Below are 12,578 nucleotides of genomic sequence, written 5' to 3' on the forward strand. Positions count from 1 at the left end.
ACCGCCAGGCCGAGGTCCTGGGCCTGGATATACAGGCCGTTGCGCAGCACCAGGGCGCGCTGCAGGCAGTTCTCCAACTCGCGCACGTTGCCCGGCCAGTCGTGGGCCAGCAGCGCGCGGCAAGCGTCCTCGGTGAGCAGCTCGTGGCGCGCGTCCTGCGCCGCGTACTGGCGAATGAAGCGGCGCGCCAGCGGCAGCACGTCGTCCTTGCGCTCGCGCAGCGGGCTGATGTGCAGCGGCAGCACGTCGAGGCGGAACATCAGGTCGGCGCGGAAACGGCCCTCGGCCACCTCCTGCTGCAGGTCGCGGTTGGTGGCGGCGACGATGCGCACGTCGAGGGGGATTTCCTTGCGCCCGCCGAGGCGCTCGACGCACTGCTCCTGCAGCACGCGCAGCAGCTTGGCCTGCAGGCCCAGGGGCAGCTCGCCGATCTCGTCGAGCAGCAGGGTGCCGCCGTTGGCCAGCTCGAACTTGCCCGGCTGGGCGCTGACCGCGCCGGTGAAGGCGCCCTTCTCGTGGCCGAAGAGGATGGATTCGAGCATCTGCTCGGGAATCGCCGCGCAGTTCACCGCGATAAAGGGCGCGTCACCGGCGGCCGAGAAGCGGTGGATGTAGCGCGCCATCAGCTCCTTGCCGGTGCCGGTCTCGCCGGTGATGAGGATGGGCGCGCGGGTCATGGCCACGCGCTGGGCCATGGCCAGCAGGCGGCGACCGGCCTGCGAGCAGGAGACGAAGCCTTCCTCGCCGGCGCTGGCCGATTCCTGGCGGCGCAGCAGCGCGCTCAGCTGAGCCTCGCTGAACGGCGCCAGCAGGTAGTCGACGCAACCCAGCTCGAGCAGCGCGGCGGCCTTCTCCTGGTCGGCGTACTCCACCACCGGCACCACGCCGACGCGGCTGGCCTGGCGTAGCATGGCGCCAACCTGGGCATACAGGCTGGGCCCGGCCAGGCTGCTGACGAACACCAGCACCAGGCTGGCGCTCTGCAGGACCTGCGGGTCGAGCTCCAGGCAACTGGCGAAACGCCGCACCCGGTAGCCCTGACGGCGCAGGCTGCCGCTCAGCAGGCCGTCGCTGGCGGCATCGGCCTGGCCGACCACCACTATATGTTGCTGCCCCGGCAGTTCGTCGAACAGCCCGTCGCAGGCGTAACTTACCGTTTGAGTTGAACGCTTCAAGGTAAATCACCCGTTGTCTTTATCTGCCCGCTGGCAAGTTGCGTCCCGAGTTTCAATCTGCCAAGCAGATGACAGTTTTTTTGCACTCGGCCACTTAATCTTTTCGAACTTTCCGTCGCCCTTATCGATCAACGCGGTCAACTACCGACGTCTTCCTCTATAGGCCTCGACGGCATCACGGCGGCGACGTTAACAAGCGCACAGAAATTCGCGAGTTACTTAGTATCAATTGCCATCAATGCTGGCCATCCGCCATCAAAGACAGCATTTGATATCTATTGATTTAATTTCCCGCCCCCCGCTCCCTAGACTCCCCCTCGTCATCACTGGCCTGCAGCGCGGCGCCGGGATGGAATCGACGCCATGGCCAACGCAATGCGCAACGGCCTGCCGGCACCCCAAACTGTCTCCTGCAATGCCCGCCTGGCTAACCGGCGGCGCCCACGCAGTTACAACCAGGAATACAGCACACAACATGAGTGGCATTAAAAAAGTCCATCATGGCGTGCCCGCCGACAGTCTGATCCGGTTGAAACCGCAGAAACTTGGCCGGCACTACCACAAGATTCCGCACTATATTCGCGAGCTCTCCAGCAAGTACCCGCGGATCATCAGCGACTACTTTCTGCGCAACTTCCGGATCAACCTGGAGTTGCTCAAGGTGGAGGTCCATGAACAGGTGGTGCAGGACGCCGAGTGCCTGTATCGCTCGACGCTGGGCAAGGTCGGCTTCGCCATCGACCGCGCGCTGCTGACCGAGGCGCTGGAGTGCTACTACGGCGGCACCTGCCTGCCCAGCCACGAGGCGCCGCCGATCAGCAGCTCCGAGCAGCGCATGCGCACGCGCCTGGGGCTGGACGTCAGTCAGCTGTTCGCCCGCTCGATCCTCGCCGGCGACACCTTCGGCAAGCTCGAACCCCACGACAACGCCTACGACGAGGCGGTGTGGGAATACGTCGCCGAGTTCCACTTCACCAGCCATATCACCGGCAGCCAGGCGTCGATCTTCATCTACCTGGACACCCAGCTGGTCGACGAGCTCACCAGCCGCCTGAGCAGCCCGGCGCCGACGGCCCAGGGCGGCAATTCGCTGAACCAGATCCGCCAGCTGCCGGTGCGCCTGGACTGCGTGGTGGCCAGCCTGCAGATGCCCCTGTCCCAGGTGCTGGGCCTGCGCCCCGGCGACATCCTGCCGATGCGCCTGCTGGAACGCTGCGAGGTGCAGATCAACCAGCACAAGCTGTTTCGCGGCGCCATCTTCGAAGACGACGGCTCCCTGTTCCTGACTTCTCTTGAGAGCGTGAAGACCCCATGAGCAGCCCCATTTCCGATAACGATTTCGACAACCTGATCAACGACGCCGGGCTCAACCTGGACGAGCCGGAGCCGCAAGCCGCGCCCGTCGACGGCCCGGCGACCCTGCCGCAGCAGGACCTGAGCTTCTTCGGCAAGATCCCGGTCAACGTCACCCTGGAAGTGGCCTCCACCGAGATCTCGCTGAAGGAGCTGATGGACGTCGACGCCGGCAGCGTGATCGCCCTCGACAAGCTGGCCGGCGAGCCGCTGGACGTGAAGGTCAACGGCGCGCTGTTCGCCAAGGCCGAAGTGGTGGTGCTCAACGGCAACTACGGCCTGCGCATCGTCGAGCTGTCCGGCAGCGCCCTCAGCGGGCTGGGCGCCTGATGCCGCGCCGCCTGCTGCACCTCGGCCTGCTGCTGGCGGCCCTGGGCTGCCCGCTGCTGGCCCAGGCCGCCGGCGGCGACATCACCCTGCTCAACTTCAACGACAGCGAGAACGGCCAGACCCTCAGCGTCAAGCTGCAGATCCTGCTGATCATGACCCTGCTGGGCTTTCTCCCGGCCATGCTGATGATGATGACCTGCTTCACCCGCTTCATCATCGTCCTGGCCATCCTGCGCCAGGCCATCGGCCTGCAGCAGAGCCCGCCCAACCCGGTGCTGATCGGCATCGCCCTGTGCCTCACCCTGCTGGTGATGCGCCCGGTGTGGCAGGAGGTCTACACCCAGGCCTACGTGCCGTTCGAGGCGGACCAGATCAGCCTCGAGCAGGGCCTGGGCGAGGGCAAGCGCATCATCAGCCAGTTCATGCTGGCGCAGACCAGCAAGAACTCGCTGGAGACCCTGGTCGCCCTGGCTGGCGAGGAATTGCCGGAGGATCTGGCCGAGCTGGACTTCTCCCTGCTGCTGCCGGCGTTCGTGCTCAGCGAGCTGAAGACCGCCTTCCAGCTCGGTTTCATGATCTTCGTGCCTTTTCTGGTGATCGACCTGGTGGTGGCCAGCGTGCTGATGGCGATGGGCATGATGATGCTGTCGCCGATGATGATCTCGCTGCCGTTCAAGCTGATGATCTTCGTCCTGGTCGACGGCTGGACCCTGCTGGTCGGCACCCTCACCAGCAGCGTTCAGCCGTATTAGCGAGGTCGCCCATGCTCACCCCCGAATACGCCGCCGGACTGGTGGCCCATGCGGTCTACATCACCGGCCTGATCGTCTGCGTGCTGGTGGTGCCGAGCCTGCTCGGCGGCCTCCTGGTGAGCATTTTCCAGGCCGCCACGCAGATCAACGAACAGATGCTCAGCTTCCTGCCGCGCCTGCTGATCACCCTGGCCATGCTGGTGTTCGCCGGCCACTGGATCCTGCGCACCCTGGGCGATCTGTTCATCGAAACCTTCAAGCAGGCCGGCCACCTGGTCGGCTGATGCCCATGCCCCTAGACGAGCCCCTGCTGCACGCCGGCAGCTACCTGTCCAGCCTGCAGGCTTACTGGTGGCCGTTCTGCCGCATCCTGGCGCTGATGAGCATGGCGCCGCTGTTCAACCACAAGGCGGTGTCGGTGCGCGTGCGCATCCTCCTCGCCCTGGCGCTGACGCTGGCGCTGGGCGCCGCCCTGCCGGACATGCCGCCGATCGATCCGCTATCGCTGCAAGGACTGTTCACCGCCCTGGAGCAGGTCGCCTTCGGCGTGCTGCTAGGGCTGACCCTGCAGCTGGTGTTCACCATCTTCATGCTGGTTGGCGAGGTGGTGTCGACCCAGATGGGCATGAGCATGGCGCGCTACAACGACCCGGTGAACGGCGTGTCGTCGTCGTCGATCATCTATCAGCTGTACTTCATCCTGCTGGTGCTGCTGTTCTTCGCCATCGACGGCCATCTGGTCACGGTCAGCGTGCTGTACCAGAGTTTCCTGTTCTGGCCGGTGGGCAGCGGCCTGCATTACCTCGGCGCGCAGAGTTTCATTCAGGCCTTCGCCTGGGTGTTGGCCGCCGCCGTGCTGGTGACCCTGCCGCTGGTGTTCTGCCTGACCCTGGTGCAGTTCTGCTTCGGCCTGCTCAACCGTATTTCGCCAGCGATGAACCTGTTCTCCCTGGGCTTTCCCATCAGCATCCTGATGGGCCTGTTGTGCATCTACCTGACCCTGCCCAACCTGCCGGACAGCTACCTGCACCTGACCCGCGAGCTGCTCGACGATATCGGCGTGATCCTGCGCGAGGGCGGCCATGTCTGAGCAAAACAGCGGTCAGGAAAAGACGGAAGAGGCCTCCGCGCACAAGCTGAAGAAGAGCAAGGAGGACGGCCAGGTCGCGCGTTCCAAGGACCTGTCGACCACCATCTCGCTGCTCGCCACCCTGTTCATCCTCAAGTTCAGCGCCGGGCTGTTCCTCGAGGGGCTGAGCGACAGCTTCCGCCTGTCCTATATCCAGTTCGGCCACAGCGAGATCGGCCTGGACGATCTCGACACCCTGCTCGGCTACAACATCCTGGTGTTCATCAAGCTGCTGGCGCCGCTGCTGCTCACCTCGCTGCTGGTGGTGGCGCTGTCGCTGGTGCCGGGCGGCTGGGTGTTCTCGGCGAAGAACTTCACGCCCAAGCTGAGCAAGCTCAACCCCATCACCGGCCTCGGGCGAATCTTCTCCGCGCAGAACTGGAGCGAGCTGCTCAAGTCGGTGCTCAAGGTGCTGGTGCTGCTCGGCGTCGGCTATGTGCTGGTGCGCGCCGCGCTACCGGAACTGATCGCCCTGCAGCGCAGCAGCGTGCTGCAGGCCATCTCCGCGGCGCTGAGCCTGACCTTCAACCTGACCCTGTGCCTGCTGCTGGTGTTCGTGCTGTTTTCCTTTATCGACATCCCGCTGCAGCGCTACTTCTTCCTCAAGAAGATGCGCATGACCAAGCAGGAGCGCAAGGAAGAGCACAAGAACCAGGAGGGCCGCCCCGAGGTCAAGGCGCGCATCAAGCAGTTGCAGCGGCAGATGCTGCAACGACAGATCAGCAAGGTGATCAAGAACGCCGACGTGATCATCGTCAACCCGGTGCACTTCGCCGTGGCGCTCAAGTACGACGCGAAGAAGGCCGCCGCGCCCTTCGTGCTGGCCAAGGGCGTCGACGAGACCGCGCTGTACATGCGCCAGATGGCCAAAAAGCACGAACTCGAGGTGCTGGAGATTCCGCCGCTGGCGCGCGCCATCTACCACAGCACCCAGGTCAACCAGCAGATCCCGGCGCCGCTGTACACCGCGGTGGCCCACGTACTGACCTACATCCTGCAGCTCAAGGCCTGGCGCCAGGGCCGCAGAAGCAAGCCACACCTGGCGAGCAACCTTCCGATTCCCGACAGCTTGGCCAACAGGGGCTGATCCATGAACCTACTGCAGCAACTCGCGCCCACCTTCCGCAGCGGCCGCATCGGCATCCCGGTGCTGATCCTGTCGATCCTGGCCATGGTCATCCTGCCGCTGCCGCCGGTGCTGCTCGATGCCCTGTTCACCTTCAACATCGCCATGGCCATCCTGGTGCTGCTGGTCAGCGTGTCGTCGAAGAGCCCGCTGGACTTCTCCCTGTTCCCCACGGTGATCCTGATCACCACCTTGCTGCGCCTGTGCCTGAACGTCGCCTCCACCCGCGTGGTGCTGCTCGAGGGGCATACCGGCACCGGCGCGGCGGGCAAGGTGATCGAATCGTTCGGCGAGGTGGTGATCGGCGGCAACTTCATCGTCGGCCTGGTGGTGTTCGTGATCCTGATGATCATCAACTTCATCGTCATCACCAAGGGCGGCGAGCGCATCTCCGAAGTCACCGCGCGCTTCACCCTGGATGCCCTGCCCGGCAAGCAGATGGCCATCGACGCCGACCTCAACGCCGGCCTGATCGACCAGCACGAGGCCAAGCGCCGGCGCGCCGAGGTGGCCAAGGAAGCCGACTTCTACGGAGCGATGGACGGCGCCTCGAAGTTCGTCCGCGGCGACGCCGTCGCCGGCATCCTGATCCTGTTGATCAACCTGTTCGGCGGCTTCGCCATCGGCCTGTTCATCTACGACCTGGGCGCCGGCGAAGCCTTCAAGCTGTATGCCCTGCTCACCATTGGCGACGGCCTGGTGGCGCAGATCCCGGCGCTGCTGCTGTCCACCGCGGCAGCCATCATCGTCACGCGGATCAACGAATCCTCGGAAATCACCCAGCAGGTACACCGCCAGCTGCTGGCCCAGCCGGCCCTGCTCTACACCGTGGCCGGCATTCTGTTCACCCTGGCGCTGGTGCCGGGCATGCCGCATCTGGCCTTTATCAGCTTCGCCGCGCTGGTGGCCTTTATTGCCTGGATGGTCTCGCGCAACGCGCCGCCAAGCGAGGCGGACAGCCTGCAGCAGGTGGAAGCGCTGGGCAAGGCGATGGAGCAGGAGCGCGCGCAGAACCTGGCCTGGGAGGATATTCCGCTGGTCGAGCGGCTCTCGGTGTCGCTGGGGTACAAGCTGGTCGGTTTGGTCAACGAGGCTGCCGGCGCGCCGCTCACCCAGCGCGTGCGCGGCGTGCGCCAGACCCTCTCGGAGAGCCTGGGCTTTCTCCTGCCCGAGGTGCAGATCCGCGACAGCCTGCGCCTGAAGGCCTCGCAGTACAGCATCCAGATCAACGGCGAGAAGCTCGACGGCGCCGAGCTGCATGCCGACCGCATGATGGCCATCCCCTCGCCGGAGCTGTACGGCGAGATCGACGGCATCCTCGGTGTCGATCCGGCCTATCGCATGCAGGTGGTATGGATCCAGCCGGAAGACAAGGCCCGTGCGCTGAACCTCGGCTACCAGGTGATCGACTGCGCCAGCGTGATCGCCACCCACCTGAACAAGGTGATCCGCGAACACCTGCCGGATGTGTTCAAGCACGACGATGTCGACCAACTGATGCAGCGCCTGCAGCTGCAGGCGCCGAAGCTGGCCGAGAGCTTGAAGAACCAGCTCAGCTATACCCAGCAGCACCGCGTCTACCGCCAGCTGCTGCAGGAGCAGGTGCCGCTCAAGGACATCGTCACCATTGCCACCACCCTGCTGGAAGCCAGCGAATCGACCAAGGACCCAGTGCTGCTGGCCTCCGACGTGCGCTACGCGCTGCGCCGCAGCATCGTCGGCATGATCGCCGGCGAGCGGCAGGAGCTGTCGGTGTTCATCCTCGAGAATGCCCTGGAAAACACCCTGCTGGGGGCCCTGGCCATCGCCCAGCAAGCCGGCCCGGTGAGCCTGGACAACATCCCGGTCGAGCCCAGCCTGCTCAATCAGTTGCAGACCAGCATGCCGGTGGTGAAGGAGAAGTTGCGCAAGGACGGCCATCCGCCGATCCTCACCGTGATGCCGCAGCTGCGCCCGCTGCTGGCGCGCTACGCCCGGGTGTTCAGCCCCGGCCTGCACGTGCTGTCGCAGAACGAGATTCCCGACCGGGTCGGCGTCAATATCCTCGGCACCCTGGGCTAACCGGGGCCCGTTCATCGCCGGGTGGATGTCGCTCTTCACCTCCAGCACAGCGAAGCGCGCGCCCTCGGCTAGGGGCGCCGCGCGCACCGCCCGCCTATACCTGCTCCTGGCGCCTGTTGCGCATCCCCTCGATCAAGCCCACATAGGCCGGCGCCTCGCCGACCACCGCCAGGCCCGCCTCGAAGAAGCCGGTGCGGCTGTTCTCCTGCGACCACTGGCAGACCATGTCCACCTCCACCTGGCGCAACTCACCCTCGCGATCGCGCATGCGCAGACGCAACTGCAACTGGCTGCCCGGCTCCACCGGGCTATCGCTGAGCAGCCTCATGCCGCACTCGGACACATCGCCGGCATAACCGATCAACTCGTCGCGCTCGCGCTGACTGACCTTGATGCGGAAGGTGGAGCGAAAGGTGATACGACTGGATCGGCGCATAGGAGAATGCCTTGGTACTCACTACGTCTAGTTATATGGCGAAGATCAGGACAGCAGACTGACCACGCTGGAGCGGCTGATATTGGCCTGGGCCACCACGGTCTGGGTCACCGCGGCGTAGCTGCTGGGGCTGCGGCGCATCAGGCTGAACACCTCGCCGGCGAACTCGCGCGCCCATTCGCGTTCGTTCTGCTCGGCGTGCCGGGCGAGAAACTCGCGGATCTCCTGCTGGCGATGGCTGAGCTGCTCGCGCAGCGCACCGATCTTGTCCAGCGCCGCCACCACCTCGTCCAGCGCCCGCCGCAGTTCGCGCGCGCCGTCCAGCCGCGCGGCCTCGGGCAGGCGCAGCAGTTGCTCTTCCTGGCTGGCGACGGGCGCCGCGGCCTTGGCCGCCAGCTTGCCTTCGCCCTGCACGCGCAGCTCGCCCTTGAGCTGCTGCCAGTCGTTCTCGCGGGCGCTGAATTTCAGCGCGCCGCCGCTATCGAGTTCGGCGCGGATGCCGGCCGGGCCGAGGCCGGCGTTGAAGCGGCGGAGGATCTGCTGCTCGCTCAGGCCCTCGTCGAGCACCACCGCCAGCGGCTCGGCCAGCTTGCGCTCGGCGCTGAACAGCAGGGTCTCCTTGCCGGCCTGCTGGATCGCCGCCATGGACTCCAGGCCCTGCAGACCGAAGCGGCTGCGCACCGGTTCGGTCAGGCGCAGCTTGAAGCCGGCGTCGAGCGACTGCGCCGAACGCTGGCTGCGCTGGGCGAGCAGCTGGCGCACCTGCTCCAGCTCCTGCTTGAGGCCCTCGCGCTCGCCGGCCTGGGCGTTGCTCAGCTCGCGGCTGAGGCTGAGCTTGAGCTGGCCGAGGCGCCCGGCCAGCTCGCCGAGGTAGCTGTCGGCGGCCTGCATCGAGGTCAGCTGCTGGTTGAGCTGCAGGTTGAAGCTGGCGTGCTTGCCACGCGGCTGCGCCGCCTGCTCGGCGGTGGGCGCCTGCTTGCGCGGGCGTTGCATGGCCTGTTCGCCCTGCACCGGACGGCGCGCCTGCGGATCGAGGGCGGTGACCACCGGCAGCTGCTTGTCGACCTTGATCACGGGCGAGGACTCCTTAACAGGTCGTTGAAAAACGTAGCCGAGGCAGGCTGGCCTAGGCAAAAACGGCCGAAAAAGCGCAGTTTACGTGCTGTAAATGAGCATTTTGAGGCCGTTTTTAACAACGGCCAGGCAACGCAGGTAGTTTTTCGGCGACCTGTTACAGCAGCGCGAAAAGCGACATCTCGTTGATCTTCAGGTAGGTCTTCTGCGTCGCGCCGAGGGCCAGCTGGTAGTTGTTCAGGTCGATGGTGGCGCCGGCGTAGTCCAGCTGCGACAGCTCGCCCTCGATCTTCTGGTTGACCAGCGAAACCTCCTCGTTGCTGCCCTTGAGCAGGGTCAGGGTGTTCTGCCGGCCGCCCAGTTCGGTGATGGCGCCGAGCACCTGGGCGTGGCTGTCGTCGAGGCTGTTCAGGGTGTCGAGAATCTGCTGGCGCACGGCCGGGTCGCTGGCGTCCAGCGCCGGGTCCTGGAGGGTGGCGACCAGCCCGTGCAGCTGGTTGAGCATGTCGGCGCCGGCGCCGAACACACCAAGGGCGGTGACGTTCTCCTCCACCAGCACGCCGTTGGCCACCGCGGCCTGGCGGTGCTTGTCGTTGCCGGTGATGCTGTAGCTCTGGGTACCGGCATCGAAGCTGATCGCCTGGGTGTCGCTGAGGGTGCCGGAGAACAGGTAGCGGCCCTCTTCGTCGCGCACGTTGGCGAAACTGAGGATGGTGTCTTCGATGATCGCCAGTTCGCCGGCCATGGCGGCCAGGTCTTCGCTGGTGTTGGAGCCGTTGGCCGCCCACAGCAGCAGGTCGCGCACGTTGAGCATGGCGTCGGAGGTGGACTTGAGGTTGGCCTCCTGGGTCGACAGGCTGCCGGAGACGTTGGCGATGTTCTTCGCGTATTGCTCCAGGCTGGCCTCCTCGCGCTGCACGCGCAGCACCCGCACGCTGGCGATGGGGTCGTCGGACGGCAGCATGATGCGCTGGCCGGTGGCCATCTGCTGCATCAGCTTGCCCAGCTCGGCGGAACTGGCGTTCATCGAGTTGTGCATCATCGCGGTAATCTGCGAGTTGGTGATCCGCATCATGATCTGGCTCTCTCGATCGGCGCGTCAGAACGCGGCGAGCATGTCGTCGAACAGCTGGTTGGCGGTGCTGATCACCTTCATGTTGGCTTGGTAGGCCTGCTGGTAGGTCATCAGGTTGACCGCCTCCTCGTCCAGGCTCACGGCGCTGACGCTGTCGCGCTGGGCCTGGGCCTGCTGGGTCACGGCGGTGGCGGACTTGAGATCGGCCTGATTCTGCCGGCTGTCGCTGGCCACCTGGCCGAGCAGCCCGGCGTAGGCGTCGTTGAGGGTGACCTGGCTGCCGTTCAGGGTAATGGTCTGGTTCTTCAGCCCGAGCAGATCCAGCAGCACCTCGTTGTTGCCGCTCTCGCCGGCCGCCGCGGAGAAGGCCAGCTCCTCGGCGCGCAGCGGATTGACGCTGAGCATCGCCGTGGTGCTGTTCGGGTCGTAGGCGAACAGCGCCTGGCCGGGATTGCCGTCCAGGTCGAAGCCGGTGGCCAGCACGTCGTTGACCATCTGCGCCAGCTCGCTGGCCATGTCGTGCAGCGCCTGCTGGTTGGGGCGCAGGCTGGCGTACTCGACGTCGTGCAGGCCGCCGAAGGCGCCGCCGAAACCGTCCTGGCGCAGCGGGAAGCTGGTGCCGGCGAAGGCCAGGCTGACCTCCTGCTCGCCGCTGGCGGTCATGCCCACCTTGAGCTGGCCGGCGGTGGGCCCGGCCACCAGCGGCTGGCCGTTGGCCAGGGCGACGCTGACGGCGCCGTCCGCGGTCTCGTTGACGCGCAGCTTGGCGAACTGGCTGAGCTCACCGATCAGGCTTTCGCGGTGGTCGCGCAGCGCGGTGCTGTCACCCTTGACCGACTCGGTCTCGACGATCTTCTTGTTGAGCAGGGCGATGTTCTCGGTCAGACCGTTGATCTCGCTGGCCATGGCCGTGCGCTGCTCCTGCAGGGCCTTGATCTGCGCGTCGATATTGCTGTTCAGGCCGTTGAAGCGCTGCGCCAGGTTGCCCGCCTCGCCGAGGACCTGCTGGCGCAAGGCGATCGAGCTGGGGGTGGCGCTGGCCTCGCTCAAGGCGGCGAAGAACTGGTCGAGGCCGACGCTGATGCTCGACCCCTCGCCGGCCATCAGGCCTTCCAGGGCGGTCAGGTACTGCTGCGCGGCGCCGTAGTACTGCTGCTCGGTGGTGGCGCGCCACAGTTGCTGGTTGTGAAATTCGTTGGTCATGCGGCGAATGCTGATCACCTCGACACCACCACCGACGCTCAGCCCGCCCTGCCCGGCGAGCGAGCCGGTGACGGTCTGCAGGCGGCTGAAACCGGGGGTGTTGACGTTGGCGATGTTCTGCCCGGTGCTGGCCAGGGCGACCTGGCTGGCGCGCACACCACTGTAGGCGATCTGATTGAGGATGCTCACGAATTAACTCTCCTGCCGCTCGAAGCGCATCGGCTGAGCGAATGCCGCCAGACGCGGCGTGGCGCCGCCCTCGACGGAAATGTCCTGGGTTACCGGAGAAAGGGCGACGCAATCGCCGGCAGACTTAAGCTCGCCGCGCGCCAACAGCTGCTGGCCGGCGACAGCGCCCAGCAGCAGGCCGCTGTCGGCGCTCAGCGCGCTGGCCAGCTGCTGGCGGGTCTGCGCGCTCAGCGCGGTCTGCTGCGGCGCAGTCTCCTGGACCGGCGTTTCACCGCTGGCCAGGTCGCCGAGAATCTTGCGCGTGTAGTCGCGGGTTTCCTGGAAGGGGATGCGCTCGATCCAGGCGCCGGTGCCGATCTCGCCGCGGCGCGGGTCACCGTGTGCCTTGAGCCACTCGTCGACCCGGCCCGGGCCGGCGTTGTAGGCCGCCAGCGCCAGCGCCTGGTGGCCGTCGTAGCGCTGCAGCAGCTTGTCCAGGTAGGCGCTGCCGAGGCGCTTGTTGTAGGTGGCGTCCGTGGTCAGCCGCGCCTCGCTGAACGGCAGGCCGAGTTCGGCGGCCATCTCCCGCGCGGTATCGGGCATCAGCTGCATCAGGCCGCGGGCGCCCTTAGGCGACACGGCGTCGACACGGCCGGCCGATTCCTGCTGGATGACCCGCTCGACCAGGGCGAGAAA

13 protein-coding genes are annotated in these 12,578 nt (G+C 66.0%); 7 read left to right on the top strand and 6 right to left on the bottom strand.

Annotated features, from left to right (window positions below; genetic code table 11):
- The coding region (locus tag N878_RS00955) for a sigma-54 dependent transcriptional regulator (RefSeq protein ID WP_036987165.1) at positions 1–1,175 on the bottom strand (1,175 nt) is incomplete at its 3' end.
- Between the two features lie 475 nt (positions 1,176–1,650).
- On the opposite strand from N878_RS00955, the gene N878_RS00960 reads away from it, so the two are divergent.
- Genes N878_RS00960 through N878_RS00990 form a run of 7 tightly spaced genes read left to right on the top strand, consistent with a single transcriptional unit; the run spans position 1,651 to position 7,926 of the window.
- Positions 1,651–2,490 carry a FliM/FliN family flagellar motor switch protein gene (locus N878_RS00960; RefSeq protein ID WP_031302523.1) on the top strand — a complete coding sequence of 280 codons (840 nt, stop codon included), beginning with the start codon at positions 1,651–1,653 and terminating at the stop codon, positions 2,488–2,490.
- Positions 2,487–2,858 carry a flagellar motor switch protein FliN gene (gene fliN, locus N878_RS00965; protein ID WP_021441810.1) on the top strand — a complete coding sequence of 124 codons (372 nt, stop codon included), beginning with the start codon at positions 2,487–2,489 and terminating at the stop codon, positions 2,856–2,858. The genes N878_RS00960 and fliN overlap by 4 nt, the downstream gene beginning before the upstream one ends.
- A complete protein-coding gene (gene fliP / locus N878_RS00970; protein WP_021441811.1) occupies positions 2,858–3,610 on the top strand; it encodes a flagellar type III secretion system pore protein FliP in 753 nt (250 codons plus the stop codon). The genes fliN and fliP overlap by 1 nt, the downstream gene beginning before the upstream one ends.
- Positions 3,611–3,621: 11 nt before the next feature.
- On the top strand, positions 3,622–3,894 hold the full coding sequence (locus tag N878_RS00975; RefSeq protein WP_021441812.1) for a flagellar biosynthetic protein FliQ: 273 nt from the start codon (positions 3,622–3,624) through the stop codon (positions 3,892–3,894).
- Between the two features lie 5 nt (positions 3,895–3,899).
- Complete coding sequence (fliR, locus tag N878_RS00980) at positions 3,900–4,700, top strand: flagellar biosynthetic protein FliR (RefSeq protein ID WP_031302524.1); 801 nt, start codon at positions 3,900–3,902, stop codon at positions 4,698–4,700.
- Positions 4,693–5,826: a flagellar biosynthesis protein FlhB gene (flhB, locus tag N878_RS00985; RefSeq protein ID WP_021441814.1), complete on the top strand. Its 1,134-nt coding sequence runs from the start codon at positions 4,693–4,695 to the stop codon at positions 5,824–5,826. Before fliR ends, flhB begins: the two co-directional genes overlap by 8 nt.
- A 3-nt stretch (positions 5,827–5,829) precedes the next feature.
- A complete protein-coding gene (locus tag N878_RS00990; protein WP_021441815.1) occupies positions 5,830–7,926 on the top strand; it encodes a flagellar biosynthesis protein FlhA in 2,097 nt (698 codons plus the stop codon).
- A gap of 94 nt (positions 7,927–8,020) precedes the next feature.
- Here N878_RS00990 and N878_RS00995 read toward each other — a convergent pair whose 3' ends face one another.
- From N878_RS00995 to N878_RS01015, 5 genes are all read right to left on the bottom strand, one after another.
- Complete coding sequence (locus tag N878_RS00995) at positions 8,021–8,362, bottom strand: PilZ domain-containing protein (protein WP_021441816.1); 342 nt, start codon at positions 8,360–8,362, stop codon at positions 8,021–8,023.
- Between the two features lie 45 nt (positions 8,363–8,407).
- Positions 8,408–9,433, bottom strand: a complete 1,026-nt coding sequence (locus N878_RS01000) for a hypothetical protein (RefSeq protein ID WP_031302525.1) — start codon at positions 9,431–9,433, stop codon at positions 8,408–8,410.
- 160 nt (positions 9,434–9,593) lie between these two features.
- The gene (flgL, locus tag N878_RS01005; RefSeq protein ID WP_031302527.1) at positions 9,594–10,508 is read right to left on the bottom strand and encodes a flagellar hook-associated protein FlgL; all 915 of its coding nucleotides are present in this window, start codon (positions 10,506–10,508) and stop codon (positions 9,594–9,596) included.
- Between the two features lie 27 nt (positions 10,509–10,535).
- Entirely contained in the window at positions 10,536–11,903 is a 1,368-nt protein-coding gene (gene flgK, locus N878_RS01010; RefSeq protein WP_021441819.1) for a flagellar hook-associated protein FlgK, read from the bottom strand.
- A gap of 3 nt (positions 11,904–11,906) precedes the next feature.
- Positions 11,907–12,578 (bottom strand): lytic transglycosylase domain-containing protein (locus tag N878_RS01015; RefSeq protein ID WP_021441820.1); only part of this gene is annotated, 672 nt, incomplete at its 5' end.

It is taken from the genome of Pseudomonas sp. EGD-AK9 (assembly GCF_000465935.2).
Lineage (GTDB): Bacteria > Pseudomonadota > Gammaproteobacteria > Pseudomonadales > Pseudomonadaceae > Aquipseudomonas.

Coding starts and splice junctions, on each gene's coding strand:
- fliR (WP_031302524.1), top strand. CDS start 3,900: ATGCCCCTAGACGAGCCCCTGCTGCACGCCGGCAGCTACCTGTCCAGC.
- N878_RS00995 (WP_021441816.1), bottom strand. CDS start 8,362: ATGCGCCGATCCAGTCGTATCACCTTTCGCTCCACCTTCCGCATCAAG.
- fliP (WP_021441811.1), top strand. CDS start 2,858: ATGCCGCGCCGCCTGCTGCACCTCGGCCTGCTGCTGGCGGCCCTGGGC.
- flgL (WP_031302527.1), bottom strand. CDS start 10,508: ATGCGGATCACCAACTCGCAGATTACCGCGATGATGCACAACTCGATG.
- N878_RS00975 (WP_021441812.1), top strand. CDS start 3,622: ATGCTCACCCCCGAATACGCCGCCGGACTGGTGGCCCATGCGGTCTAC.
- fliN (WP_021441810.1), top strand. CDS start 2,487: ATGAGCAGCCCCATTTCCGATAACGATTTCGACAACCTGATCAACGAC.
- flhB (WP_021441814.1), top strand. CDS start 4,693: ATGTCTGAGCAAAACAGCGGTCAGGAAAAGACGGAAGAGGCCTCCGCG.
- N878_RS00960 (WP_031302523.1), top strand. CDS start 1,651: ATGAGTGGCATTAAAAAAGTCCATCATGGCGTGCCCGCCGACAGTCTG.
- N878_RS00990 (WP_021441815.1), top strand. CDS start 5,830: ATGAACCTACTGCAGCAACTCGCGCCCACCTTCCGCAGCGGCCGCATC.